23 protein-coding genes are annotated in these 26,222 nt (G+C 70.1%); 15 read left to right on the plus strand and 8 right to left on the minus strand.

Annotation, left to right across the window (positions count from 1 at the left end; all coding sequences use genetic code 11):
* The 8 genes from V6M42_RS06980 to V6M42_RS07015 form a co-directional block, all read left to right on the plus strand.
* Nucleotides 1-1,324, plus strand: a 1,324-nt coding sequence (locus V6M42_RS06980; protein WP_332677973.1) for a trypsin-like peptidase domain-containing protein, incomplete at its 5' end; no start/stop codon positions are given.
* Nucleotides 1,325-1,410: 86 nt separating this feature from the next.
* The gene (locus tag V6M42_RS06985) at nucleotides 1,411-2,082 is read left to right on the plus strand and encodes a response regulator transcription factor (RefSeq protein WP_332658591.1); all 672 of its coding nucleotides are present in this window, start codon (nucleotides 1,411-1,413) and stop codon (nucleotides 2,080-2,082) included.
* 9 nt (nucleotides 2,083-2,091) lie between these two features.
* Complete coding sequence (locus V6M42_RS06990; protein WP_332658590.1) at nucleotides 2,092-3,489, plus strand: sensor histidine kinase; 1,398 nt, start codon at nucleotides 2,092-2,094, stop codon at nucleotides 3,487-3,489.
* A complete protein-coding gene (locus V6M42_RS06995; RefSeq protein WP_332677975.1) occupies nucleotides 3,486-6,374 on the plus strand; it encodes a bifunctional [glutamine synthetase] adenylyltransferase/[glutamine synthetase]-adenylyl-L-tyrosine phosphorylase in 2,889 nt (962 codons plus the stop codon). Before V6M42_RS06990 ends, V6M42_RS06995 begins: the two co-directional genes overlap by 4 nt.
* 67 nt (nucleotides 6,375-6,441) lie before the next feature.
* Complete coding sequence (locus tag V6M42_RS07000; RefSeq protein ID WP_332677976.1) at nucleotides 6,442-7,068, plus strand: EF-hand domain-containing protein; 627 nt, start codon at nucleotides 6,442-6,444, stop codon at nucleotides 7,066-7,068.
* A gap of 66 nt (nucleotides 7,069-7,134) precedes the next feature.
* A complete protein-coding gene (locus V6M42_RS07005; protein ID WP_332677977.1) occupies nucleotides 7,135-7,698 on the plus strand; it encodes an RNA polymerase sigma factor in 564 nt (187 codons plus the stop codon).
* A 5-nt stretch (nucleotides 7,699-7,703) separates the two neighbouring features.
* The gene (locus V6M42_RS07010; RefSeq protein WP_332678005.1) at nucleotides 7,704-8,132 is read left to right on the plus strand and encodes a hypothetical protein; all 429 of its coding nucleotides are present in this window, start codon (nucleotides 7,704-7,706) and stop codon (nucleotides 8,130-8,132) included.
* Nucleotides 8,129-8,629 (plus strand): periplasmic heavy metal sensor, encoded by a 501-nt coding sequence (locus V6M42_RS07015; protein ID WP_332658586.1) that lies wholly within the window; start codon nucleotides 8,129-8,131, stop codon nucleotides 8,627-8,629. The genes V6M42_RS07010 and V6M42_RS07015 overlap by 4 nt, the downstream gene beginning before the upstream one ends.
* A 6-nt stretch (nucleotides 8,630-8,635) precedes the next feature.
* Here V6M42_RS07015 and V6M42_RS07020 read toward each other — a convergent pair whose 3' ends face one another.
* The 3 genes from V6M42_RS07020 to V6M42_RS07030 all read right to left on the minus strand — a co-directional run bounded on the left by V6M42_RS07020 (nucleotide 8,636) and on the right by V6M42_RS07030 (nucleotide 12,228).
* Entirely contained in the window at nucleotides 8,636-11,044 is a 2,409-nt protein-coding gene (locus V6M42_RS07020) for a PAS domain-containing sensor histidine kinase (protein ID WP_332677978.1), read from the minus strand.
* Between the two features lie 90 nt (nucleotides 11,045-11,134).
* A complete protein-coding gene (locus V6M42_RS07025) occupies nucleotides 11,135-11,713 on the minus strand; it encodes a hypothetical protein (RefSeq protein WP_332658584.1) in 579 nt (192 codons plus the stop codon).
* A 104-nt stretch (nucleotides 11,714-11,817) separates the two neighbouring features.
* Entirely contained in the window at nucleotides 11,818-12,228 is a 411-nt protein-coding gene (locus tag V6M42_RS07030; RefSeq protein WP_332658583.1) for a CBS domain-containing protein, read from the minus strand.
* A gap of 168 nt (nucleotides 12,229-12,396) precedes the next feature.
* On the opposite strand from V6M42_RS07030, the gene V6M42_RS07035 reads away from it, so the two are divergent.
* On the plus strand, nucleotides 12,397-12,837 hold the full coding sequence (locus tag V6M42_RS07035; RefSeq protein WP_332677980.1) for a hypothetical protein: 441 nt from the start codon (nucleotides 12,397-12,399) through the stop codon (nucleotides 12,835-12,837).
* A 97-nt stretch (nucleotides 12,838-12,934) separates the two neighbouring features.
* Complete coding sequence (amaB, locus tag V6M42_RS07040) at nucleotides 12,935-14,428, plus strand: L-piperidine-6-carboxylate dehydrogenase (RefSeq protein WP_332677981.1); 1,494 nt, start codon at nucleotides 12,935-12,937, stop codon at nucleotides 14,426-14,428.
* A 222-nt stretch (nucleotides 14,429-14,650) separates the two neighbouring features.
* On the opposite strand, the gene V6M42_RS07045 is transcribed toward amaB, so the two are convergent.
* Both V6M42_RS07045 and V6M42_RS07050 read right to left on the minus strand, forming a co-directional pair.
* Nucleotides 14,651-15,847 carry a winged helix-turn-helix domain-containing protein gene (locus V6M42_RS07045; protein ID WP_332677982.1) on the minus strand — a complete coding sequence of 399 codons (1,197 nt, stop codon included), beginning with the start codon at nucleotides 15,845-15,847 and terminating at the stop codon, nucleotides 14,651-14,653.
* A gap of 194 nt (nucleotides 15,848-16,041) precedes the next feature.
* Nucleotides 16,042-17,874 (minus strand): vWA domain-containing protein, encoded by a 1,833-nt coding sequence (locus V6M42_RS07050; protein ID WP_332677984.1) that lies wholly within the window; start codon nucleotides 17,872-17,874, stop codon nucleotides 16,042-16,044.
* 154 nt (nucleotides 17,875-18,028) lie between these two features.
* On the opposite strand from V6M42_RS07050, the gene V6M42_RS07055 reads away from it, so the two are divergent.
* Nucleotides 18,029-19,891 (plus strand): monovalent cation:proton antiporter-2 (CPA2) family protein, encoded by a 1,863-nt coding sequence (locus V6M42_RS07055; RefSeq protein WP_332658578.1) that lies wholly within the window; start codon nucleotides 18,029-18,031, stop codon nucleotides 19,889-19,891.
* A gap of 22 nt (nucleotides 19,892-19,913) precedes the next feature.
* Here V6M42_RS07055 and V6M42_RS07060 read toward each other — a convergent pair whose 3' ends face one another.
* Nucleotides 19,914-20,312: a hypothetical protein gene (locus tag V6M42_RS07060; RefSeq protein WP_332677986.1), complete on the minus strand. Its 399-nt coding sequence runs from the start codon at nucleotides 20,310-20,312 to the stop codon at nucleotides 19,914-19,916.
* A gap of 29 nt (nucleotides 20,313-20,341) precedes the next feature.
* A complete protein-coding gene (locus V6M42_RS07065) occupies nucleotides 20,342-21,127 on the minus strand; it encodes a Crp/Fnr family transcriptional regulator (protein WP_332677988.1) in 786 nt (261 codons plus the stop codon).
* A gap of 223 nt (nucleotides 21,128-21,350) precedes the next feature.
* Between V6M42_RS07065 and V6M42_RS07070 the strand changes: the two genes are divergently transcribed.
* From V6M42_RS07070 to V6M42_RS07080, 3 genes are all read left to right on the plus strand, one after another.
* Nucleotides 21,351-21,884 carry a CYTH domain-containing protein gene (locus tag V6M42_RS07070; protein WP_332658575.1) on the plus strand — a complete coding sequence of 178 codons (534 nt, stop codon included), beginning with the start codon at nucleotides 21,351-21,353 and terminating at the stop codon, nucleotides 21,882-21,884.
* A gap of 120 nt (nucleotides 21,885-22,004) precedes the next feature.
* Nucleotides 22,005-22,841, plus strand: coding sequence for a polyphosphate kinase 2 (gene ppk2, locus V6M42_RS07075; protein WP_332677989.1), 837 nt, complete (start codon nucleotides 22,005-22,007; stop codon nucleotides 22,839-22,841).
* Between the two features lie 25 nt (nucleotides 22,842-22,866).
* Nucleotides 22,867-23,295: a hypothetical protein gene (locus V6M42_RS07080; RefSeq protein ID WP_332658573.1), complete on the plus strand. Its 429-nt coding sequence runs from the start codon at nucleotides 22,867-22,869 to the stop codon at nucleotides 23,293-23,295.
* Between the two features lie 12 nt (nucleotides 23,296-23,307).
* Here V6M42_RS07080 and V6M42_RS07085 read toward each other — a convergent pair whose 3' ends face one another.
* The gene (locus V6M42_RS07085; protein ID WP_332677990.1) at nucleotides 23,308-24,987 is read right to left on the minus strand and encodes a SulP family inorganic anion transporter; all 1,680 of its coding nucleotides are present in this window, start codon (nucleotides 24,985-24,987) and stop codon (nucleotides 23,308-23,310) included.
* 129 nt (nucleotides 24,988-25,116) lie between these two features.
* Between V6M42_RS07085 and dusA the strand changes: the two genes are divergently transcribed.
* Nucleotides 25,117-26,130 carry a tRNA dihydrouridine(20/20a) synthase DusA gene (gene dusA, locus V6M42_RS07090; protein ID WP_332677991.1) on the plus strand — a complete coding sequence of 338 codons (1,014 nt, stop codon included), beginning with the start codon at nucleotides 25,117-25,119 and terminating at the stop codon, nucleotides 26,128-26,130.
* Nucleotides 26,131-26,222: the final 92 nt, after the last annotated feature.

A 26,222-nucleotide genomic window follows, 5' to 3' on the forward strand; every position in this document is an offset into this window, starting at 1 on the left:
GACGCGGGTCCAGCGGCCCAACATGCTCCAGATTCCGGGTACGCCTTTCGCGATTCCGAATCCCAATGGCGCTGAGGGCGTGCCGGAAGGCGAGGATGACGAGGGCGCGACCGCGCTGGGCGCCGGATCCGGCTTCTTCATCTCCGCCGACGGCTTCATCGCCACCAACAATCACGTGGTCGCCGACGCCACCGAGATTCGGGTCAAGCTGGCGGATGGCCGCGAGATGGAAGCCCGGCTCGTGGGACGGGATCAGGCCACCGACCTCGCTGTGATCAAGGTCGAGGGCGCCGACTTTCCGTTCGTCTCGTTCGAGGAACAGGCCCAGCCCCGGGTCGGTGACTGGGTCATCGCCGTCGGCAACCCCTTTGGTCTGGGCGGCACCGCCACGGCGGGGATCGTCTCGGCCCTCGCCCGGCAGAACGTCGATGACCAGACGGCCCAGTATGTCGATTTCCTGCAGATCGACGCCGCCATCAACCGGGGCAACTCGGGCGGACCGACGTTCGACATCTACGGCCGCGTCATCGGCGTGAACTCGGCCATCTATTCCCAAACGGGCGGATCGGTCGGGATCGGCTTCGCCATTCCGGCGTCGATCGCGAAGGGCGTGACGGAGCAACTGATGCGGAACGGCCGCGTCGAGCGCGGCTATGTCGGCCTCGGCCTCAGGACCTTGAGCCCCGACGGCTGGGAGGCCCTGGGCCAGCCCCGCGACTTCAAGGGAGCCCTGATCGAGAGCGTTACGGAAGGCGCGCCCGCCGACCGCGCCGGCGCGCGGGTCGACGACTATATCGTCTCCGTTGACGGCAAACCGGTCGAGGACAGCACCGAGGCTTCCCGGCTCGTCGGCCAGGCGAGACCCGGCGAAACGATCCGCCTCGAGGTGATCCGTGACGGTCGCCGGCAGACGCTGAGCATCCGGTCGGGAACGCGGCCTCCGGAAGACGAGCTTCTGGCCGATGACGGTTCGGGCTCCGGCGGCGCCGTTCAGCCCCCGCCGCCCGCCGCCCAGGTGGAGCCGGTGGAAGGCCTGAGCGTGGTGCCGCTGACGCCCGCCCTGCGATCGCGCTATGATCTGCCTGACAATGTGAACGGCGTCCTGATCACCAACGTCGCCCGCTCGACCCCGGCCGCGCGCCTTGGTCTGCAAGCCGGTCTTGTCATCACCCGCGTGAACACCCGGAACATGACGTCCGCCGCCGACCTTCGGGCGGTGGTCGCGGCCGCGAAGCAGGCCGGCCGACCCAGCGTGCTGCTGTTCATCCGCACCCCGCAAGGCGGCAACGTCGTCGCGCCGTTGAAATTTGACGACGGCGAATGATCACGACTCTGAACAAGCCTTAACTGCCCCCATCGCCGCCGATGCGCTAACATCGGCGGCGATTCCGCATCTGAGGGGCTGATTCCATGCGAATTCTGGTGGTCGAGGACGACGCCGAGGCTGCGACCGCGATGGTCCGGGGCCTGACCGAGGCGGGCCATGAGCCCACCCACGCCGTGGACGGCGCCTTCGGTCTGCTGGAGGCCCAGAAGGGCGGCTACGACGTCTATGTCGTCGATCGCATGATGCCCCGCCTCGACGGCATCGGCATGGTCGAGACCCTGCGCAAGGACGGCGACCAGACCCCGGTGCTGTTCCTCTCCGCCCTCGGCGAGGTCGACGACCGCGTCGCGGGCCTGAAGGCGGGCGCCGACGACTATCTGGTCAAGCCCTACGCCTTCTCCGAACTGATCGCCCGCGTCGAGGCCCTGTCGCGCCGCCGCGAGACCGGCTCGGTCGCCACCATGCTGAAGGTCGGCGATCTGGAGATGAACCTGATCTCGCGCTCGGTGCACCGCGCCGGCCAGGAGATCGACCTGCAGCCGCGCGAGTTCCAGTTGCTGGAATTCCTGATGCGCCACGCCGGCCAGTCGGTGACCCGCACCATGCTGCTGGAGAAGGTCTGGGAATATCATTTCGACCCGCAGACCAACGTCATCGACGTCCACATCAGCCGCCTGCGCGCCAAGATCGACAAGGGTTTCGATCACGCCATGCTGCAGACCGTGCGCGGGGCGGGCTACCGGCTGGAGCCCTGACGGCAGCCAGTGAAACTTCCCTCCCTCCTTCGCCGCACCCCCTTCCGGCTGACGCTGCTGTTCCTCGCCCTGTTCGCGGCGGCGGCCAGCGCGATCCTGGCCTATGTCTATTTCGCCTCCGCCGACGCCGCCCGGACCAAGGCCGAGCGGGACGTGCGCGGCGAGATGCAGGTGCTGACCGGCATCTATGACGCGCGGGGGCTGGACGCCCTGAACAGGGCGGTGATCGACCGCACCCTGACGGGCCGCTACGAATATCTGCTGATGGACAAGGCCGGCGACCGGATCACCGGAAGTCTCAGCCTGTCTCCCTTCGAGAATTTCGAGGGGAACCAGCAGTGGATCACCTTCCCCCTCACCTACACCCTGGCTGACGGGACGGTGGTCCGGCCCCAGGCCCGCGGCGTCCAGGTGCGTCTGGCGGGCGGCGAGATGCTGTTCGTGGGGGCGTCCCTGATCGACACCGAAGCCTATCTGGCCCGCCTGACCCAGGCCCTGTGGGCGGCCATGGGCATCGTCCTGCTGCTGGGCCTGGCCGGGGGCGTTCTGGTCAGCCGCAATCTCGAACGGTCCATGGGACGGCTCGGCAAGGTCGTCACCGCCGTGCAGGAAGGCGACCTCAAGGCGCGGGTTCCGGTCAGGAATTCCGGCGACGAACTGGACGAACTGGGCGCCGGGCTGAACGTCATGCTGGAGCGCATGGAAGCCTCGATGGCCTCGATCCGGCACGCCGGCGACGCCATCGCCCATGACCTGCGCTCGCCCCTGACGCGGATGCGGGCCAAGCTGGAGGTGGCCCTGATGGACGCCGAGGCGGGCAAGATCGACGGCGTCGACGCCGTGCAGCTGGCGCTGGACGAGGCCGACAGCCTGCTCAAGACCTTCAACACGGTTCTGGCCATCGCCCGGCTCCAGGCCGGCGGCGCGCCGGATTCAAAGGTGTTCGACGCCGCCGATCTGGCCGCCGACATGGCCGAACTGTACGAGCCGGCCAGCGAGGACAAGGGGCTGGAATTCTCGGCCGAGATCGAGCGCGGCCTGATGGTCGACGGCAACCAGCCCTTCCTGGCCCAGGCCCTGGCCAACATCATCGACAACGCCATCAAATACACGCCGACCGGCGGCGCGGTCATGCTGCGCGCGCGGCGGCGCTCGTCGGGCGAGATCGAATATTCGGTCACCGACACCGGCCCCGGCGTGCCGGAAGACGACCGCGAGCGGGTCATCGAACGCTTCGTGCGTCTGGACAACAGCCGCACCGAGGCCGGCTCGGGCCTCGGCCTGTCGCTGGTCGGCGCGGTCATGGAGGCGCACGGCGGCCGCATCATCCTGGACGAGGGCCCCGGCGCCTATGGCGGCTTCGGACCGGGCCTGCGGGTCGCGCTGGTCCTGCCGGCGGCGGAATGACCGCCTCCGCGGGCCCGCGCCCGGAACCCTGCGGGCCCGTCATCGACGCCGCCGCCGCCGAACGCGCCCGGGAGCGGCTGGATGAGGCGGCGAGGGAGGGCGGCTGGACGTCCAGCCTCGAGACCGCCTGGCCCGCCCTGGCGCCGGTTTTCGCCGCTTCGCCCTATCTGTTCGGCCTGGCGCGCCGCTGGCCGGACCGGCTGCGGGCCCTGCTGGAGGAAGCGCCCGACGCGCGTCTGTCGAAGCTGCTCGCCGACACCGGGGCCCTGGCGGGCGGCGCCGACGAGGTGCGCGCGTCCCTCCGTCGGCTGAAGGGCGAGCTTCACCTTCTGACCGCCCTGTGCGACCTCGGCGGGACCTGGGACCTCGACGCCGTGACCGCCGCGCTGAGCCGGTTCGCCGACGCCTCGACCCAGGCCGCCCTGCGCGCCATCGCCCACGACCAGCGTGAACGGGGCAAGCTGGTCTCCGCGCCGGACGATCCGCGCGGCCCGATCCCCGGCCTGTTCGGCCTCGCCATGGGCAAGCACGGCGCCTTCGAGCTCAACTATTCCTCCGACATCGACATCAGCCTGTTCTGGGAGCCCGAGGTCCTTGAAACCGCCCTGGCCGAGGGCGTCGAGCCGCAGAAATTCCTCGACCGCATCGCCCATTCCCTGTCGACGCTGATGCAGGAGCGCACCGGCGACGGCTATGTCTTCCGCGTCGATCTGCGGCTCCGCCCCGATCCGTCCTCGACCCCGCCCGTCGTCGCCGTGCCCTTCGCCCTGTCCTACTACGAGGGCGTCGGCCAGAACTGGGAGCGGGCGGCCTTCATCAAGGCGCGGGCCATGCTGGGCGACATCGGGGCCGGACAGGCGTTCCTCAGGGCGTTGACGCCCTTCATCTGGCGCCGCAGCCTCGACTTCCCCGCCATCCTCGACATCCAGTCGATCAAGCGCCAGATCCACGTCCACAAGACGGGGGAAGGGCTGGACGCCGCCGGCGCCAATCTGAAGCTGGGCCGCGGCGGCATCCGCGAGATCGAATTCTTCGTCCAGACCCAGCAGCTGATCCTCGGCGGCCGCGATCCCGCCCTGCGCAGCCCCCGCACGGTCGAGGCCCTGGCCCTGCTGCGCGACGCCGGCCACGTCAGCGCCGCGGCCTGCGCCGAACTGACCGCCGCCTACGGGACGCTGCGCGACCTGGAGCATCGGATACAGATGCTCGATGACGAGCAGACCCATACCCTGCCGGTCGATCCCTCGCGCCGCGCGGCGGTCGCGGCGCTGGCCGGAGAGGGCGATCTGGCCGCCTTCGACGCCGGGGTCGAGGCCCTGCTGGTCGGGGTCAATCGCCGCTACGGCGAGCTGTTCGAGGGTGAGGAGGCGTTGTCGTCGCCCTATGGCTCGCTGGTCTTCACCGGGGTGGAAAACGATCCCGAGACCCTGCTGACGCTCGAACGGATGGGTTTCGCCGAGCCGGCCGGCGTGGCCGATACCATTCGCAGCTGGCACCACGGCCGCATCCCCGCGACGCGTTCGGCGCGGGGGCGCGAACTGTTCACCCGCCTGGCGCCGCGCCTGCTCACGGCCCTGGCCGACACAGGCGCGGCCGACGCCGCCTTCCGCCGGTTCGCCGTCTTCTTCGCCGGGCTCAGCGCCGGGGTCCAGGTCCAGGCCCTGTTCCTGGCCCAGCCGATCCTGTTCGAGCAGGTGCTGGGCGTGATGGCGTTCGCCCCCCGTCTGGCGCGGACTCTCGGCCGCTATCCGGCCGCGCTGGACAGCATGCTGGACGCCCGCTTCGCCCGCGTGATCGACGAGGATTCCGGCGTCGTCGAACAGCTGGCGGTCGAGACCGCCGCGGCGCCCGATTTCGAATCGGCCCTGAACGTCGCGCGGCGCATGCACCGCGAACAGATGTTCCGAATCGGCGTCCAGACGCTGACGGGCCGCGCCGATCCGGAGGCCGGAGGGCGCGCCTATACGGCTGTGGCGGACGCGATCATCACCGCCCTCGCCCCCGCCGCCATGGCCGAGGCGGTGCGGCAGGGCGGCGCCCTGGCCGGCGGCGCCGTGGCCGTGATCGCGCTCGGCAAGGCGGGCTCGCGCGAGATGACGGCCAGTTCCGACCTCGACCTGATGACGGTGTACGACGCCCCCGCCGACGCCGTGTCGGACGGCAAGAGCTGGGCGGCTGGCGTCTTCTATTCCCGCTTCACCCAGCGGCTGATCGCGGCCCTTTCCGCCCATACCGCCGAGGGCGGCCTGTACGAGGTCGACATGCGGCTGCGGCCCGGGGCGGCCAAGGGGCCCGTGTCGCTCAGGCTGGATTCAATCCGGGACTACTACGCTGACGAGGGCGACACCTGGGAGTTCATGGCCCTGACCCGGGCCCGGGTGGTCTGGACGGACGATCCGGCCTTCGGCCAGCGGGTCGAGGCGACGATCGAGGCGATCCTGCGCCGCCCGCGCCCGGGGGTGGACGTGGCGGCCGACGCCCGGCGCATGCGCGACCTGATGGCCCGCGAGCGCCCCGGTCATGGGCCCTGGGACCTGAAGCTCGCGCCCGGCGGGCAGGTGGATGCGGAGTTCGTGGCCCAGGCGCGGCAACTGGTCGGGGCGCCATCGGGCGGTCCCCTGACGGTATCGACCCTCGAGGCCCTGTCGGACGAGCCGGCCCTGGCCTCGGCGTGGCGGCTGCAGCAGGCGCTGAACCAGATTCTCAGCGCCGCCTTCGACGACAGGCCCGACCCGGATCACGAACCCGAGGGCTTCCGCCGCCGTCTGGCCGAGGCGGCCGGGGCGGCGGACTTCGAGACGCTGAAGACGCATCTGGCCGAGGCCCGGACCGCGGCAAGGGCCGCCTTCGAGTCGGCGCTCCCGGCCATCCGCGACGGAGACTGACCCGGCGGCCGTTTCACTTTTCGACAGGGACGAAGCGGCCGCGTCGGGCGGCCATGGAGATCATCTGATGAGAAAGACCCTTCTGGCCGGCGCAATCGCCGCACTGACCATCGCCGCGGGCGGCGGAGCCCTCGCCCAGCAGGCGCCGGCCAAGCCGTCGCACGGCATGCGGGCCGACGCCGACGGTGACGGACGTATCAGCCAGGCCGAGTTCGTGGCCCGGCGTGTCGATCGCCTCGCGGCCGCCGACGCAGACCGCGACGGCTCCGTCGCGCCCGAGGAAATGCGCGCGGTCTTCGAGGCGCGCAGGGCCCAACGCGCCGACGCCCGCTTCCAGCGTCTGGACGCCGACCATGACGGCGCCATCAGCCGCGCCGAGTTCGACGCGCCGCGCGCGGCCGGGACCGGAAACCGCGCCGACGCCCGCCCGCACCGCATGGCCCGTCCCGCCCGCATGCATCGCGGCGGCTCCCGGATGGAACATCGCGGTCACCGGATGGAGGCGCGCGGTCCGATCTCGATCGCCGAGGTCCGCGGCAAGGCCGAGCAGGCGTTCACCCGTCTTGACGCCGACCGTGACGGCTTCCTGACCTCCGCCGAACGTCAGGCCGGCATGCAGGCGTTCCGCGAACAGCGCCGCGCCGCCCGTCAGGCGCAACGGCAGGCGTCGCCTCCGGCGCCCGCTTCGGAGTAAGGATGATGGGCGGGGCGACGGTCATGGGCCGAACGACCCTTTCGCGAACGACGGGAGAGGGCCGGATTGGCGTTGATCGCCGACCCCGACGAGGATCTGGTGCGCCGCGTGGGTCAGGGCGACCCCGCGGCCATTCAGGCCATGGTGGCGCGCAAGCTGCCGCGGATGCTGGCGCTCGCCCAACGTATGCTGGGGGATCCGGTCGAGGCCGAGGATGTGGCCCAGGAGGCCATGCTCAGGGCCTGGAAGCAGGCGCCCCGCTGGACGCCGGGGCAGGCCAAGTTCGACACCTGGCTGCACCGGGTGGGTCTGAACCTCTGCTACGACCGGCTGCGCCGGCGGCGCGAGGTTCCGACCGAGGCGCCGCCGGACCGGCCCGACGACGGGCCGTCTCCGGACCGGGGCCTGATGGCGGCGGATGTGGGAGCGCGCGTAAACGCGGCGTTGGCGCATTTGCCCGATCGTCAGCGCGAGGCGGTGGTTCTGTGCCACTATCAGGAACTGACCAATATCGAGGCCGCGGCCCTGATGGCGGTCAGCGTCGATGCGCTGGAAAGCCTGCTGTCGCGTGGACGGCGGGCGTTGAGACTGGCCCTGGCCGATATCCGGCCCGGTGCTGAAGGAGTGTGAGCGTGATGACGTCGGAACGGTTTCTCGCCCTGATCGCGGCCTACGGGGCCGATGCGCGGCGCTGGCCGGAGCGTGAACGGGCGGCGGCCCGGGCCTTGGCCGACGCCGATCCCGCCGCTGTTCATTCTGCGCTGGCGGAGGCCGACGCGGTCGACGCCCTGCTGCACCTGTCGCGCCCCGTCCAGCCCTCCCTGGCCCTGCGCGATCGCGTCATCGCCTCCGCCGCCGAGGCCGGGCTGAAGGCGCGGCGCGAGGGCCGTCGCTGGCTGGACCGCCTGGCCTTCGCGTTCGGCGCCGGCTGGGCCGTCGCGGCCTGCGCGGGCGTTGTCGCCGGCGTCATGCTGACCACCCACCTGACCGCCGACGCCCAGGCCGACGCTGTCCTGTACCAGGCCTCGCTGATGGCCGTGGATGACACCGAGGTGCTGGGATGACGTCGCAGACCCTGAAGATCGCCCTGGCCGCCTCCGTGGCCCTGAATCTTTTCGCTATCGCGGCGGGCGCGACCCTGTTCGTGACCCGCGCCGAGGTCGAGAAGCGGGTCGAGGCCCAGCACCGGCCGCCGCGCAGCGGCTCGCCCATGCTGCTGATCGGCCAGCTGGATCCCGCCGTGCGCGACCGGGTGCGCGACACCCTGCGCGCCTCGGCCCTGCAGGTCCGCCCCGACTTCGAGGAAGCCCGCCAGAAACGGCGCGAGGCCGTCCGCATCGCCTCGTCGGACACCTTCGACAGCGCCCGCATCACCACCCTGCTGGCCCAGTCGCGCGAGGCCGAACTGCGCGGCCGGGCGCGGCTCGAGGTCGATGCGGTCGCGGTCCTGGCCACGCTGGAGCCGGACGATCGCAAGGCGCTGTCCGAAATCCTGACCCGCCGCGGCCGCGTCGTGGTGCGCGGCGACAATGAGAAGAAGGGTCCGCCGCCGCCTCGCTGATCCGGCTCAGGCCGCGCGGGCCTGTTCGGTCTGCGCCCCGTCGGGCCGCTGGATCGGCAGGACGAAGCCCACCGTGGTGCCGCGTCCCGGCTCGCTGGCGATGGTCAGTTCGCCGCCGTGCAGCTCGATCAGCGACTTGGTCAGGGCCAGACCCAGACCGGTGCCCTGGGTCGTCTTGGAGTGCTGGCCCTCGACCTGCTCGAACGGCCGCGCCAGCCGGTCCAGATCCTTCTCGGCGATGCCGATGCCGGTGTCGGTGACAGCCACCCGCACCCGGTCGTCATCCTCGCGCGACAGGGCCACGACGATGTCGCCGCCCTCGGGCGTGAATTTCACCGCGTTGGAGATCAGGTTCAGCACCACCTGTTTCAGACCGCGGTAGTCGGCGTCGATCTCGGGCATCTCCGGCGCGTCGACCAGCAGGTTCAGCCCCGCCTCCTGGATCTTGCCGCGCATCAGGCGCGTCGCGTCCTCGACGACCTCCTTCAGCGACACCTTCTCATAGTGCAGCGTCAGCTTGCCGGCCTCGATCTTGGCCATGTCGAGAATGTCGTTGATCAGGCTCAGCAGGTGCTGGCCCGACTTCAGGATGTCGGCGGCGTATCCCTTGTACCGGGCGTCGCCCAGCGGGCCGAACATCTCGCCGGCCATGATTTCCGAGAAGCCGTTGATGGCGTTCAGCGGCGTCCGCAGCTCGTGGCTCATATTGGCCAGGAACTCCGACTTGGCCTGGTTGGCCGCTTCGGCCCGCGTCATGGCCACTTCGTACTTGCGCGCCAGCAGCGACAGCCGCTCCTCGCGGTCCTCCAGCTCGGTGATGGTGACGTGCAGCCGTTCGGTGGCCCGCTGGCGCTCGGCCTCCTTGCGCTTGATGGCGGTGATGTCCGCCGCCGTCACGACCGAGCCGCCGTCCGAGGTGAAGCGCTCGACCAGCTGCAGCCAGCGGCCGTCGTTCAGCTCGATCTCGCGCGCGCCGGCCCGTCCGCCCGCGGCGGGCTGGTCCGAGGTGATGGCCAGGGCCGCGATCCGGTTGAGGTCCTGCTTGTAGGCGCCCCGGCGCACGACGCCCTCCTCGAAGCCGAAGGCGTCCTGGAAGGCCTGGTTCGACAGGATCAGCCGGCCGTGTTTGTCGAACAGGACGAAGGCGTCGGACACGCTCTCGATGCCGTCGCGCAGCCGGCTTTCCGCGGCCTGGGCCTGGGCCTTGGCGCGGCGCGCCTCTGTGGTGTCCAGCGCCACGCCCAGCACGCTGGTGAAGCCCTCGTCGCCGCGGTCGCCGCGGGCCTGGCCGCGCGCGTCGATCCAGCGCGCCTTGCCCTGGGCGTCGGCGACCGGGAAGCTGACGTCGAAGGTGCCGAAGGTCTGGGCCTGACGCAGGGCGTGCAGCACCGCCTCGTGATAGCGCGGATGGATGCGGGCCATCATCTCGTCGGTCGTGACGGCGCCCTTCTCCAGCCCCATCAGCTGGCCCATGTATTCCGAGATGGTGACGGTTTCGCTGTCGGTGTCCCATTCCCAGACGCCGCACCGCGCCGCCTCGACGGCGCCGCGGAACCGCTGTTCCGAGGCCGCCCACACCTGGCTGATGCCTTGCTGGCGGCGTTGCAGAAGCAGGGCCAGCAGGACCACGAACGCCCCGATCCCGACCGGCGCGGTCAGCACCCAGACATCGTCCAGCAGGGCGCCGGCGCCGACGGTTATCGGCGTCGAGGCCACGGCGATCAGGCCCGTGTCGCCCACCGGCGCGCCGGTGCGGCGGATGGCGTGGCCGTTGTCGCGCAGGGTGACGCCCTGACCGTTGGCCGCCACGGGGACGGCCGCCAGGCCCAGGGCGGCGGCGGTCGTCCCGCCGCCGGCCAGGACCGTGTCCGGCGCGGACAGGACCGTGCGCCGGACTCCGTCCTGCGGCGCCAGCGACGGCAGGGGCGCGCGCCCGATCAGCCGGCCTCCGCCGGTCAGGGGGCGGGCGATCAATATGGCCTTTCCGTCCGCGGTCAGACCGGGGCGGCCGGGGGCGGCGGCGAACAGGCGGGGGTCTCCACCCGCGGTCGCGACCGGACGGCCGGTCCCGTCGATGACCGCGAAGGCCGCGTCGGGCGCCGCCGCGCGGGCGCGTTGCAGCATGGCGGCGGGGGTTTCGGTTCCCACGGCGGCGGCGCGCACGGCGGCCTGCACAGGGGCGATCCGGGTTTCGAGATCGAGGGCCAGCAGCCGGGCCTCGCGGTCCACGGCGCTCAGGCGAAGGGCGTCCGCCTCCTGTCCGGGGCGAGCCATCTCGCGCGCGAACAGCAGCACATAGGCGGCGACGGCCAGGGTGACGGTCAACAGGGCGATGCGCACCCACGCAGGCGGACCCTTGCGCCGGTCCGCCGAACGCCGTCCCTCGCTGGTTATGCGGCGCTCGTTGCCCCGCAAGGCGCTCTCCCCAAGAAATCGACGTCGATCAGGGAATCTAGGCTGCGTCGCGGATTCCTGTCGAGCCTTGCTTGGGAACGATCAACGGTTTCAGGCGGCCTGGGTTTCCCGCTGGCTCGCGCCGCCGCCGTTCTCGGTCGGCGAGACCAGAACGTCAGTGATGGACTTCAGCAGGGCGCGCGCTGCACGGGCCAGTTCCACCATCTCGGGCGGGGCGTCGTCCGGCGCCTCGTCCACCGAGGCCGCGAGGCGCTGGGTCAGAGCCAGAAGTTGCGGAGAGGCCGCGATCAGCCGGGCCTGGAATTCGATCTGGTCCGGGTCGCGGTCGTATTCCGCCCCGGGCACGCGCCAGCCGCCCCAGTCGGCCTTGTCGGTCACGACGACGGGATAGGTGCCGGGGAAGGGGTGGTGGGGGCAGTCGTCCGCCGTCTGCCACTTGTTGCGGGCCCGCATCAGCCGCCAGGACTCGCCCGTACTGGCGGCGGGATCCTCGGTCGGCAGCAGCAGTTCATGGCCGAGGAACTCCCGGCCGAGACCGACGTCATAGGTGACCCGGACGGGTTCCTCGAACCCCTTGGCCCAGACGGGCTGGACCTTCTCGATCTGGGCCCATGCGCCGACGCATTCGACCCAGACCTTCTGTCCCTTCTGGAATTGCGCGCGCGCCATTCACCACTCCGATCCTGAAGGTCCAGAGTGCGCCGTGGCGGGTGAACAGCCGGTTCCGCGATAGGGTGAAGCAGACGTAAACGCCCGCCTCACCCCGCCCGGATTCAGGTGCGCGAGATGTCTTCCAGCGCCTCGCCGGCGTACTTTTCCTTCACGCGGGTCGACAGGTCGCCCAGCGAGACGACGCCGACCAGACGGCTGTCCTTGTCCAGCACCGGCAGGCGGCGGATCTGCTTCGATCCCATGGCGTCCAGCACGGTCTTCAGGTCGTCGTCGGCGCGCGCCGTGTGCGGATCGCGGGTGATGTACTCCACCACCGGCGCGCTGGCCGGGGCGCCCTGGGCCAGGGCCCGGACCGTCAGGTCCCGGTCCGTGATCGTGCCGATCAGGGTGTCGCCGTCGGCCACCGGCATGAAGCCGAAATCGCCGCTCGCCATCCGCGAGGCCACGTCCTGGACGGAGTCGCCGGGGCGGGCGACCTGGACGTCCTTGCTCATTACGTCGCGAACTTTCATCGGGGTCTCTCCTTGAGATGAGGCTGCCGTCAGAACCCCCGCGCCCGCCGCCGGTTCCGGTTCAGCCAGATGACTGCCAGACAACGAACCCCTCAGGGTAGGGTCAGCCCCGGCGTGGTTTTCTGCCTCCACGGTCCGCGGAGGATCGGAACGATGAGGAATACGACTATGAAAACCGCCATGATCCGGAAGGCCCTGCTTTCCACGCTGGCGGCGTCGGCGGTCATGACGGCCACGCCGGTGCTGGCCCAGAACGTCACCTTCTCCATCGGCGTGGGTTCGCCGGGCTACAGCCAGGGCTACGGCTACGGTCAGGGATACGGCTATGGCCAGAACTACGGCTACGGTCAGGGCTATGGCTACAACCGCGGCTACGGCAATGACCTTCAGTACCGCGCCCAGCGCGCGGCGCAGTACGTCAACCAGGCGGCCTACAACGGTCGCATCAGCCGCAGCCAGACCCGGCGCCTGGGCTGGGAGATGCAGCAGTACCGGAACCTCGAGTGGCGCTACGCCCGCGACGGCCTGAGCCGTCAGGAGTATGCGGCGCTGAGCAACCGCCTGACCCGCATCGAGCGGATGCTGGGGCAGACCGGCCGTCGCTGGTAGGCGACGCGGAAGGAACAGAGGGCCGCCCCGGCGACGGGGCGGCCTTTCGTTTGTCCGGCTCTGCGGCTAAGCCGCTCGCTCGAACCGGAGAGAGACGATGACGGCGGCGAACGAGGCGAAGGCCATCCTGCAACGGCTGGGCGTGGATGACGCCGTCTGGGGCGGCGCCCTGGCGACCCGGTCCCCCATCGACGGCTCCAGCGCGGGCGCCCTGGTCGAGACGACCGGCCTCGACGGCGTCGCCGCCCGCTCGGTCGCCGCCTTCCACGCCTGGAAGCGCGTGCCGGCCCCGCGCCGCGGCGAACTGGTCCGGCTGCTGGGCGAGGAATTGCGCGCGTCGAAGGACGACCTCGCCCGTCTGGTCACCCTGGAAGCCGGCAAGATCGTCTCCGAGGGCCTCGGCGAGGTGCAGGAGATGATCGACATCTGCGATTTCGCCGTCGGCCTGTCGCGCCAGCTGTACGGCCTGACCCTGGCCTCCGAACGGCCCGGCCACCACATGCGCGAGACCTGGCAGCCGATGGGCCCCGTGCTGGTCATCTCGGCCTTCAACTTCCCGGTCGCCGTCTGGGCGTGGAACGCCTGCCTCGCCCTCGTCTGCGGCGATCCGGTGATCTGGAAGCCGTCGGAGAAGACCCCGCTGACGGCGCTGGCCACCCAGGCCGTCTTCGACCGCGCCATCGCCCGCTTCGGGGACGCCCCCGACGGCCTGTCCCAGCTGGTCATCGGCGGCCGCGACGCCGGCGAGACCCTGACCGCAGACCCCCGCATCGCCCTCGTCTCGGCCACCGGCTCCACCCGGATGGGCAAGGCTGTCGCGCAGACCGTCGCCGCCCGTCTCGGCCGGTCGCTGCTGGAGCTCGGCGGCAACAACGCCATGATCGTGACGCCCAGCGCCGACCTCGACATGGTCGTCCGCGCCATCGCCTTCTCGGCCGTCGGCACCTGCGGCCAGCGCTGCACCACCCTGCGCCGCCTGCTGGTGCATGAGAGCATCGCCGACGGCCTGATCGCGCGTCTCAAGGCCGCCTATGAAACCCTGCCCATCGGCGACCCGCGCGAGGACGGCGTCCTGATCGGCCCCCTGATCGACGACGCCTCGGCCCATGGCTTCGACACCGCCCTCAAACAGGCCGTCGAGCAGGGCGGCCAGATCATCGTCGGCGGCGATCGCGTCGACCGCGACGGCGTCTACGTCCGCCCCGCCATCGTCCGCATGCCGGCCCAGAGCGCGGTGGTCCAGCACGAGACCTTCGCCCCCATCCTCTACGTCCTGACCTGGTCCGACTTCGACGACGCCGTGGCGATGCAGAACGCCGTGCCGCAGGGCCTGTCGTCCTGCGTCTTCACCGACAGCGTGCGCGAGGCCGAGGCCTTCCTCTCGGCCTGGGGTTCGGACTGCGGCATCGCCAACGTCAACATCGGCCCCTCGGGCGCCGAGATCGGCGGGGCTTTCGGCGGCGAAAAAGACACAGGCGGCGGGCGCGAGTCAGGCTCCGACGCGTGGAAGGCGTATATGCGCCGCCAGACCCAGACGGTGAATTTCTCGACCAGCCTGCCGCTGGCCCAGGGTGTGAAGTTCGACGTCTAGGGCGGCCTCTCCCTCCCCCTCGGGGGGAGGGATGTCGGCGCGCAGCGACGACAGGGTGGGAACGGCTGCTCAAGGCGGGCGCCGGCGTTATGTGGCGTCCGGCCGTCCCCACCCGGTCGCTTCGCGACCACCCTCCCCCGAAGGGGAGGGAGAACGTCGCAGATCTTCAGTTTTCTTCACGTCCGACTGACCGAAATCACCGCGATTCCATAGTCGAAATCGTCACGAACTGATCGCCGACTCCAGCGCCCCGGCGAGGTCCCCCTTTCCGACGACTTCCACCCGTTCCAGCCCCAGCCACCCGGCCATCCGCTTCAGCTCCTCCGCGAGCCGCGCGGCCGTCTCCGCCGTCGCATCCGGCTCGCGCCATGCCGCCTGAACCAGCAGCGTCCCGGCCTTGCGGTCGGACTTCAGATCGACGCGCGCCGTGATCGCCTCATCCTCGAGGAAGGGCAGGACGTAGTAGCCGTGGGCCCGCTTGTGCGCGGGGGTGTAGATCTCCAGCCGCACCTTCACGTCGAACAGCCGTTCGGTCCGGTCCCGCGCCCAGATCAGATTGTCGAACGGCGACAGCAGGGCGGCGCCCGACACCTTGCGCGGCGACCGCGCTCCGGCCGCCAGATACGCCGGCTGCCGCCAGCCCTTCACTGAAACCGGCGTCAGCTCCCCCGCCTCGACCAGCTCCGCGATCCGCTCGCGCGCATCGGCCAGCGGCAGCCGGAAATAGTCCCGCAGGTCCGCCGCCGTCGCGACGCCCATGGCCCGCGCCGAGATGCGCACCAGTTCGCCCTGCGCATCGGCTTCGTACGGCGTCGGCAGGTCGATGATCCGGGCGGGCAGGGCGCGTTCGGTCAGGTCATAGACCCGCTCGAAGCCGTTGCGCGTCTTCGTCGTGATCAGCCCGGCCCAGAACAGCCACTCCAGCGCCCGCTTGCCGTCCGACCACGACCACCAGCCAGGCGCCCCGCGCGGCCCCTCGGCGAAATCCCCGCCCGTCACCGGCCCGCGCCGTTCGATCTCGGCCAGCACCCCGTCGATATAGTCCCGCTTCTCACGCCCGAACCGCGACAGGCCGGTCCACATGGCGCCGCCCCGCGCCCGCTCCATACGCCAGCGGAACAGCGGCTGGGTCTCCAGCGGCAGCAGCGACGCCTCATGCCCCCAGTATTCGAACAGGCTGCGCCGCGGCCCCCAGGCCTCGGCCTCCAGCGCCTCGCGCGGATAGTCTCCCAGCCGCGAGAAGGCCGGCAGATAGTGGGTGCGCGTCACCACATTGACGCTGTCGATCTGGATCACGCCCAGCCGTCGCGCGGCGTCGCGGACATGGCTCCGTGCGGGCGCGGCGGGCCGGATCCGGCCGAACCCCTGCGCGGCCAGGGCGATGCGGCGGGCGGTCTTGAGGCTGATGGATTCGGTCACGGAGCGAAGCTAGGCGGGATCGATGGCCGGCGCGACCCTCTGCCCTTCTCCCCTTGGGGGAGAAGGTGTCAGGCGTAGCCTGACGGATGAGGGGGCTGACCGCCGATGAGCCACTCGGCAGGGAGCAGCGGAACCATCCCCCTCATCCGAGCCGCTACGCGGCCCACCTTCTCCCCCAAAGGGGAGAAGGGAAACTAGGGCGCCGCCCGCGCCGGCAGGCCCTGCGCCGACCGCACCATCTGCACGAACTCGGCCCGTTCGCCGTACGCATCCTCGCCGCGCGCGCCCTGCGCCTGCTCCAGGATGTCGTTCCAGCCGTATCCTTCCGCCATCCACGGATCGGCGCGCAGCTTCTGGCCGAACGCGGCCACGGCCAGCGCCCAGCGCGTGCTCTCCGGCGGTTGGGCGCTGACCCGCGCCCCGCCCGCGTTGGACAGCACATGCTGCATCAGCCGCGAGTCCCGCTCGCCCGGCAGCTTGTATCGCACCTGGACGAAGCCGACCTCGCCGTCCGGATCGCCGCCGCCTACGCCGAGGCGGTTCTGGTCATAGCGCCGCTCCGGAATCTGGCTCGGCCCGCCCACCGGGGTGATCTCGTACAGGGCCGTGACCGAGGCGCCGGACCCGACCTCGCCGGCGTCGACGCGGTCGTTGTTGAAGTCCTCCTCATTGAGCAGCCGGGTCTCATAGCCGATCAGCCGGTACTCGCTGACGCGCGCCGGGTTGAACTCGACCTGGATCTTGACGTCGTCGGCGATGGGGAAGGCGCCCCGGTCGAAGGCCGGGCCGAACAGCCGCCGCGCCTCGTTCAGGTCGTCGACATACGCAGCCGTCCCGTTCCCGGCCTGGGCGATCGCCTGCATCCGCGCGTCCTGGTAGTTGCCGCGCCCGAAGCCGTAGACCGACAGATAGATGCCCGTGCCCCGCTTGGCGGCGACATAGTCCTCCAGCCGCTGGTCATTGGTGACGCCGACGTTGAAGTCGCCGTCGGTGAACATCAGGATGCGGTTGACCTTGTCGCGTCCGAAGGCGGCCTCGGCCTGCTGGTAGGCGTTGACCATGCCCTGCGCCCCGGCGGTCGAGCCGCCCGCGTTCAGCGTCTCGACGGCGCAGCGCAGCTTCAGCTTATGGTCGCCCGGCGTGGGGCCCACGGCCGTGCCCACGTCCGAGGCGTAGAAGGTCACCGCCACCCGGTCCTCAGGCCGCAGCCGGTCGATGATCAGGTTCATCGACTTCTTCGCCAGCGCCAGCTTGTCGGGCGTGTGCATCGAGCCCGAGACGTCGACCATGAAGGTCAGGTTCAGCGGCCGCCGCTCGCCCTCGGGCAGCTCATAGCCCTGCAGTCCCACATGCACGATCTGACGCCCGGGCGACCAGGGCGAGGCCGCGACCGCCGTGGTGATGGCGAACGGCTGGGTGGCCGAGGCCGGCCGGTCATAGCCGTAGTCGAAATAATTGATCATCTCCTCGACCCGCACCGCGTCCGCCGGCGGGGCGCGGCCGTCGTCGATGAAGCGCCGCACATTGGAATAGCTCGCCGTGTCGACGTCGATCGAGAAGGTCGAGACCGGCTCGTCGGCCACGCGCCTGACCGGATTGGGCGTGGCGTCGGGATAGCGTTCGGTATCGGGCCGCGGGGCCTGACCGACGATCACGGGAGAGGCGTAGGCGACCCTATCCTCGCGGCGCGACGGCGCGATCGCCACGGTCCCGGTCGGTGGCGGGACATAGGCGGGCGCGGGCGGGGGAGGCGGGGGAGCCGGAGGAGGCGGCGGCGGCGGCATCGGCATCGGAGGCGGTCCGCCCGAGACGCGGCTTCCCGTGACGACGACATTCTCCACCCGGGTCCGATCCGGCACGACGAAGCCGAACGGCGCGCAGGCCGCCGCCGAGACGACGCCGTCCGACGGCTTGTCGGAATCGACCGGTCGCGTCGCGGACTGGGCGACGGCGCCCGATGCGCCGGGCGACGCCAGCGTCAGGCTCATCACCCCGACCAGGGCCTGTTTCAGCGGAAGGACGGACATCGGCGCTTCTCCCTCGGGTTGTCAGGTTCGCATCAGGCCGACCCGTCTCGGGCGAAACTGTGGCGCGTTCGTCGGACCGCGTTCGACGGGTCGGGGGGTGGCGCAACCGCGCATCACTCCCCACTATGAACGGCCACGCTGACAGGGATTGCACATGGCCGAGGCGGCGACCGGACTTCAGCTCGGACATATGGCCGCCCTGCTCGCCGCCGGCGTGGTCGCGGTGCCCGTCTTCCGGCGGCTGAAGCTCGGCTCGGTGCTGGGCTATCTCGCCGCGGGTCTGGCCATCGGTCCGTTCGGCTTCGGCCTGTTCCGCGAGCCGGAGGTCATCCTGCACGTCGCCGAATTCGGCGTGGTGATCTTCCTCTTCATCATCGGCCTCGAGATGCGCCCGTCCCGGCTATGGGGTCTGCGCAGGGACATCTTCGGCCTCGGGGCGGCCCAGGTCGCGGTCTCAGGCCTGCTGCTGACGCTCACGGGCATGGCGGCCGGCCTGTCGGTTCCCGTCGCCTTCATCGCCGCCATGGGCTTCGTGCTCAGCTCCACCGCCGTCATCATGCAGATGCTCGACGAGCGGGGCGAACTCTCCCTGCCGCGCGGCCAGCGGGCCGTATCGGTCCTGCTGTTCGAGGATCTGGCCATCGTGCCCCTGCTGGCCGTCGTCGCGGTCATCGCCGGGGCCATGGGTCTGCGCGCGGAGGCGGAGCCGCCCCTCTGGCGAACCCTCAGCCTGGCGATCGGCGCCATCGCCGTCGTCTTCCTGGCCGGCAAATATCTGATGAACCCGGTGTTCCGCATCCTCGCCCGCTACGGCGGCCGCGAGGTCATGACCGCCGCCGCCCTGCTGGTCGTGGTCGGAGCGGCCTGGCTGATGGACATGGGCGGACTGTCGATGGCCATGGGGGCCTTCCTCGCCGGGGTGATGCTGTCGGAATCCACCTTCCGCCATCAGCTCGAGGCGGACGTCGAACCCTTCCGCGCCATCCTGCTGGGCCTGTTCTTCCTCAGCGTCGGCATGTCGCTCGATCTCGGCGTGGTGCTGGCCGACTGGCAGATCATCGTCGGCGGCGTGATCGCCTTCATGGCGGTCAAGGGCGTCGCCATCTACGCCGTCGCCCGGCTGTTCAGGGCCAGCGAGCGGGAAGCCGTCGAGCGCGCGGTCCTGTTCGCCCAAGGCGGCGAATTCGCCTTCGTGCTCTACGCCGCGGCCGCTGCGGTCGGGGTGTTCGACGCCGGGGTCTCGGCGAGGGCCACGGCCATCGTCATCCTGTCCATGGCGCTGACCCCCCTGACCAGTCTGCTGGTCGGCCGCTTCATGCCGGCCGAGACCCTGTCGCCCGACGACGCCGAGGGTGTCGACCACGCCGAGAACCTGCGTGAGCGGGTCCTGATCATCGGCTTCGGCCGTTTCGCCCAGGTCGTCTCCCAGCCCCTGCTGGCCCGCGACGTCGACGTCTCCATCATCGACACCGACATCGAGATGATCCAGGCCGCCGGCAAATTCGGCTTCAAGGTCTATTACGGCGACGGTTCGCGGCTGGACGTGCTGCGCGCGTCCGGGGCCCAGAAGGCCGAGACCATCCTCGTCTGCGTCGACAAGCCCGAGGTCGCCGACCAGATCGTCTCGGTGGTCAAGGAGGCCTTCCCCCTGACCAAACTGTTCGTCCGCGCCTACGACCGCGGCCATTCCCTGCGCCTCGTCCAGGCCGGGGTGGAGTACCAGCTGCGCGAGACCTTCGAGAGCGCCCTGGTGTTCGGCTATCAGGTGCTGATCGATCTCGGCTTCAGCGGCGAACAGGCGCGCGAAACCATCGAGGACGTGCGCCGCCGCGACGAGGAGCGGTTCACCCTCCAGCTGTCCGGAGGCCTCCAGGCCGGACGCGGCCTGATGCGCGGCAATCTGACGACGCCGCAGCCGGCGCCCTACGTCAAGCCGCGCCGCGAGGGCCAGGCGCTCAACGAGGAGGCCGCCGAGGCGCTGGAGGGCGACGAGGAACGGCAGAAAACCGGGGCGTGAGGGCTGTTCCTCCGCGCCGGTTTCAATTCATCGACGTCAAAGCCAGTTGATGCAGATCGGCGGCGAGTTCGCGCCAGCCGGTCGCCGCATCCAGCTGCGTGGAGCCCCACTCCCCGGTGTTGGGGTCGCGGGACATCTCGGCCACCCAGGCCAGGTGACGATAGGCCTCGACCCGCTGCATCAGCCACCAGTCCGGATCCGAGCTCCGGGGGGCCGGGGGAGGGAAGCCGAGCGCCGTTGCGTCGGACATGTTCGCCATCACGACCATGGCGTAGGCGGCGGCGGACCAGTACCGCGCCTGCTCCGGCTCGTCGGCGAGATGCAGCGCGTCAACGCGCGCCCTCACGAGATCCAGCCCCTCGTCGCCGAGGTGCTGCACCAGGTGCTGGGCAAGCAGGATAGCCTCACGGAAGTTTTTCATGCCGGTCCCGATCTATTGGGACGGGCGATCTAGAGGGTATCGGGCGGGCGCTCCTTAAAATGGTATAAGGAGCCCGGGCGATCCACGTGAAGCCCGCTCCAGGCGAGCGCGGACATCGGCGTCCTTCGCCGCGCCAGGTACCCGGGATCGAACTCGCAGAGCGTCGCCAGACGTGCTTCGTCCAGGATGGTGATGCTGCCCCTCGCGATCCGGATCAGGCCGGATCTCTCGAATCCCTTCAGCAGCCGGTTCACCTGGACGCACGAGAGGCCGACCGCGTCGGCGATGTCCGTCTGCCGGATCGGGATGGTGGTCGACGGGCCGTTTGCGAGACCGACGGCCCCGAGCCTCCAGACCAATTCGCAAAGCAGGCGTCCTGTGCGGGCAAGACCGGTTCCCCTCCCCAGACCCGCGACCCACTCGCGCGTGACCGCGGCGTCCTCGGCCAGGGTCCGGACGAGGCGAAGCATGAGGCCGGGGTTGGCCGCCTGGAGACTGACGATCTGCGCGGCGGAAATCCGGCCGACGCAACAGTCGCTCAGGGCCACGAGATTGTAGTCGACGGGAAGGACGAGGCCGAGGCCGGCGCTGCAGAGATCGCCGGGCAGCAGGATCGAGAGAATTCGCCGCTCGCCGGTCGGGGTTTCCTTCGTGCGGGCGGCGATGCCGTCGAGCACCAGCACGGCGAAGGTTTCGTCGGCCCCCTCGCGGACCATGGTTTCGCCCGCCTTGTGCCATTGCCCGTGCGAGAGCGCGCGCTCGATGGCCTGCCGCTCCCGGGGAGGCAGGGGCTCGTTGGCGCCGATCCGGCCCAACCAGAGATCTGTCGCCCTGGAACCGTCTGTCTTTGGCATGCCGGACGATACCAAACGGCGGTCATGCCGTCGGTCGGGTGTTCACCCGAGGCGCTGATCCACGCCTGCGCCGGGACAGGACGTCGCCGCCGGAAGCGGCGGAATGGGGCTTATCGGGCCTTCGCCCTAGTGATTGCACCGGAGTGTGTTTCGACCCGGGGCGCCGCAGCATGTCCGCAGTGACATGCGAGGCTGGACGATGCCGATCGAGATCGAGCGAAAATTTCTGGTCTGCAGCGACGAATGGCGCGACGCGATCATCGCCTTCAGCGCCTACCGCCAGGCCTTTCTCTCGCGCACCCCCGAGAGCTGCGTGCGGGTGCGGCGCTCGGAAAACCAGGCCACCATCACGATCAAGGGACCGCACCGGGGCGTCGCGCGCTATGAGTTCGAATACGCCATCCCCCCGGCCGACGCCGACGACATGCTGCAAAGGCTGTGCGTCACCCCGATCATCGAAAAGGTGCGTCACTGGGTCGAGCACGCCGGAATGACCTGGGAGGTCGACGTCTATCAGGGATCGGCGGCCGGCCTCGTGCTCGCCGAGGTCGAGCTGAACCGGATCGATCAGCCCTTCGCGCTTCCCCGGTGGGTTTCCGCCGAGGTCACCCTTGACCCGCGGTATGGCAGCGCCGGGATCGTGAAGGGCCTGTGGCGCAGCGGCGAGGTTCCGTCGGCCAAAGGTCTTGCGCCCCCGCTCGCATCGCAAATGGCGTGAGCGTCGGCCTCGGGTGTCTGTCGGACCGAAGTCGGGGAAAGCACGGGTAGCTCCCTCCCGGCCCGCGCCTATCGTTCGCCCCGGGGCGAGCGCATCGGTCGCCCGAACCGGCAAGGCGCCATGAGCAATACGGTCCGCAGGGCATCCGTCGCAGAACCTTCCCCGGAAGCCGCGCCCGAAAAGCTCGGCTCGAAGGCGTATCTGAAGGAACTGAGGAAGCTTCAGGCCGAGCTGTGCATCCTGCAGGACTGGGTCAAACAGACCGGCCAGCGCATCATCATCGTTCTCGAGGGGCGGGACGCCGCGGGCAAGGGCGGCCTCATCCGCGCCTTCACCGAACGGGTCAGCCCCCGCGTCTTCCAGGTCGTGGCCCTGCCGGCGCCTTCGGACCGCGAGAAGAGCCAGGCCTTCATCCAGCGTTACCTGCGCTGGTTCCCCGCCGCGGGAGAAGTCGTGATCTTCGACCGCAGCTGGTACAATCGCGCCGGCGTCGAACGGGTGATGGGCTTCTGCACCCCGGAAGAGTTGAAGAAATTCCTCAAGCTCGCCCCGCTGATCGAGAAGAATTTCATCGATGACGGCGCCATCCTGGTCAAATACTGGCTCGAGGTGGGGAACAAGGAACAGAAGCGCCGCTTCGAGGCGCGCATCGACGACCCGCTGCGGCAATGGAAGCTGTCGCCGATGGATCTCCCGGCTCGCCGCAAGTGGTACGACTATTCGCGCGCCCGCGACGACATGCTCGACGCCACCGACACCGCCGTCTCGCCCTGGAATATCGTCCGTTCAGACGACAAGAGGCGCGCAAGGCTCAACTGCATCGCCGATTTCCTGGCCCGCATCCCCTACGAGAAGGTGCCCCGCGAGGCGGTGAAGCTTCCAGAGCGGTCCAGAAAGAACGCCTATGACGACGACGCGCCGATGAAGCGTCGGCGCTGGATCGCTGAAAAATACTGACCGAACGGGACAGGGAGGGCGTGTCGTGACGCAAATTCCGAGCGCATCTGAACTCAACAGGATCACCGACGATCTTCAGGCGGCGAAGCGCCAGGCGGAACTGGCGAGACAGGCGCAGGACGACCGCGCCGCGGAAAGTCTCAAACACGCCTTCCAGTCGCGCGAACTGGCCCCCGATGTGGCCGACCGCATCAACCTTGTCATCCGCGCCGCCGCAGAGCGCGGGGAGCGCAACGTTCTGGTGCTGCGGTTTCCGTCCTCCTTCTGCACGGACGGCGGGCGCCGGATCAACAACGGCGAGGAGGACTGGCCGGACTCGCTGGACGGCTTCGCCAGGACCGCCTTCGACTATTTCGTCCGGGAGCTACGCCCGCTCGGCTTCACCATGCGCGCCCAGATCATCGACTTCCGCGACGGCATGCCGGGCGACGTCGGCCTGTATCTGCACTGGTAGACGGCGCGCGGCTCAGGCCGGCTGTTTCTGCGACCACGCCGCAAAGGCCGTGATCGCATCCTCGGGCTCGTCGAAGATCATGTCGCGCCCGATCCGGTCGGCCACGCCCGAGCGCACCAGCATGTCGAGCGGGTCGCGATGCAGGTCCGCGACGCCGAATTTCACGCCGCGTTCCTCCGCCAGGGCGTGGATGTCCTCGAACATGACCACGGCCGTGCTGTCGATCTGGGCGGTCGCGCCGGCGTCGAAGATCAGCCATCGCGTGTCCGGGGCGAGGCCGGCCAGAACCTCCTCCAGGCGGCCTTTGACGTGCTCCACATTGAAGAACAGCAGGCTGCCCTGCAGAAGATAGACGGCCATGCCGGGGATGGGGCGGGCGTCAGGGTAGCGGTGCAGCTTGTACAGGCCCTCTTGTCCGGGAATGCGGCCCAGCATGGCGTCGCGGGGACTGAGGCTCTTCATCAGCAGATACAGCAGGGTGGCGCCGACGGCGACGATCACGCCGTTCAGGACGCCGAGCACGATGACGCCGGCGATGCTGATGAAGGCGAAGGCGAACTCGATGCGGCTGATCCGCCACAACTCGCGCAGGGTCTGGAAATCGATGAGGCTGACCGCGGCCGAGGCCAGGACGGCGCCCAGGGCCGGCGTCGGAAGGATGGCCAGGGCGTCCGAAAGGAACAGCACCGACAGGGTCAGGGCGGCCGCCGAAACGAGGCCCGCGACCTGGGTCTTGCCCCCCATCGAGTCATTGATCGCGGTGCGCGAGTCCGACGCCGTGACGGGAAAGCCGCCGAACAGCCCGGATGCGATATTGGCGGCCCCGAAGCCGACCAGTTCGCGATTGGCGTTCACCGGATACTTGTTCTTCGCGCCGAAACTGCGTGCGGTCACGATGCCCGCGCCGAAACTGACGATCAGCACCGCCGCGGCGCTGAGGATCAGCTCGCCGATCGGCGCGCCCTGCGGGATCGGCAGCATCGGGGAAGGCAACTGGGAGGGGACCTCGCCGACGACGCGGATGCCCATGCCCTGGAAGTCGAACCCCCAGGACAGGGCGATGGCCAGAACGACGGCGACCAGAGGACCCGGAAGCGCCGGGGCGAAGGCGCCGATGACCCGCAGCAGCACGAACAGCCCGACGCCCAGGGCCAGCGACGGCCAGTGGATGTCGCCGATCTTCGAGGCGAATTCGATCAGCGGCCTGAACAGCCCGTCGCTCTCGATCCTGATCCCGGTGAACCGCCCGATCTGGCCCACCAGGATCGTCAGCGAGATGCCGGTCATGAACCCGGTCAGGATCGGCCGCGACAGGAAGTTGGCGATGAAGCCGAGACGCAGCAGGCTGGCCGCGAAACACAGCACGCCGACGATCAGGGCGATGGCCGCCGAGACCACGACCCGGTCCCCCGTCGACACCACGCCCAGGGATATGAAGGCGGCGCCCAGCATCATCACCGTGCCGGCGTCAGGCCCCGTGATCAGCTGTCGCGACGAACCGAACAGCGCATAGCCGAGGACGGCCAGGATGCTGGCGTACAGCCCCACTTCGGGCGGCAGCCCGGCCAGCGCCGGATAGGCGATCGCACTGGGCAGGCCGACGGCCGCGATCGCCAGCCCCGCGGCGATGTCGTAGCGGAGCCATTCGGGGCGATAGCCTTTCAGGCTGGAAATGAGGGGCAGGGTCGGCACGGTGCGGACGTCCTCCGGTCGCCAATTGCTAATGTTGCGGGTCCGGGCGGGGTATAGGGCGATACCCTAGGGGTCCGGGAGGCCCCGGCATTGGTGGCGGCCGTCCTTTCAGTGTAGAAGCCGCCCGCCATGAACCGCCGCCTCTCGATCGCGCCCATGATGGACTGGACCGACCGGCATTGCCGGGCGTTCCACCGCGCCCTGACGACCCGCGCCCTGCTCTACACCGAGATGGTCACGGCCCCGGCCATCCTGCACGGCGACCATCAGCGGCTGCTGGGCTTCGACGCGGTCGAACATCCGGTGGCGCTGCAACTGGGCGGCTCCGATCCCGACCAGCTGGCCGAGGCCGCCCGCATCGGCGAGGCCTTCGGCTATGACGAGATCAATCTGAACGTCGGCTGCCCCTCCGACCGGGTCCAGTCGGGCCGGTTCGGCGCCTGCCTGATGCGCGAGCCTCAGCTGGTCGCCGACTGCATGGCCGCCATCAAGGGCGCCGTCGCCGTGCCCGCCACGGTCAAATGCCGCATCGGCGTCGACGACCAGGATCCGCAGGTCTCGCTGTTCGAGACCGTCGACGCCTGCGCCGCCGCCGGGATCGACACCTTCATCGTCCACGCCCGCATGGCCTGGCTCAAGGGGCTGTCGCCCAAGGAAAACCGCGACGTGCCGCCGCTGGACTATGCGCTGGTCCGCCGTCTGAAGCGCGAGCGGCCGCATCTGTCGGTCTCGATCAACGGCGGCATCGCCAATCTCGACGAGGCCGAGGCGCATCTGGACGACAGCGACGGCGTGCAGCTGGACGGCGTCATGCTGGGCCGCGCCGCCTATCACGAGCCCGCCATCCTCGGCGAGGCCGACCGCCGGCTGTATGGCGCGTCCACGCCCGACGTGGACGCCTTCGCGGCCATCGACCGCTACCGCCCCTACATGGCCGCCCGTCTGGCCGAGGGCGTGCATCTGGCGGCCATGACGCGCCACATGCTCGGCGTCATGCACGGCCGCGCCGGGGCCCGCGCCTTCCGCCGCATCCTGACCGTCGAGGCCATCCGTCCCGGCGCGGGCCTGGAGGTGGTCGACCACGCCTTGGAGGCCGTGCGCGAGGCCGAGGCCCGGCGCGAAACGGCCTCCCGGGCCGCCTGATGCAATCGAGTCACACGGCGGGCTGATCTCGCGGCCAACGGCGTTAACGGCGGAACGCCACGGCGCCGCTTTGCATTGGTTGGGTCAGGAGA

Source organism: Brevundimonas sp. (assembly GCF_036677305.1).
Lineage (GTDB): Bacteria > Pseudomonadota > Alphaproteobacteria > Caulobacterales > Caulobacteraceae > Brevundimonas.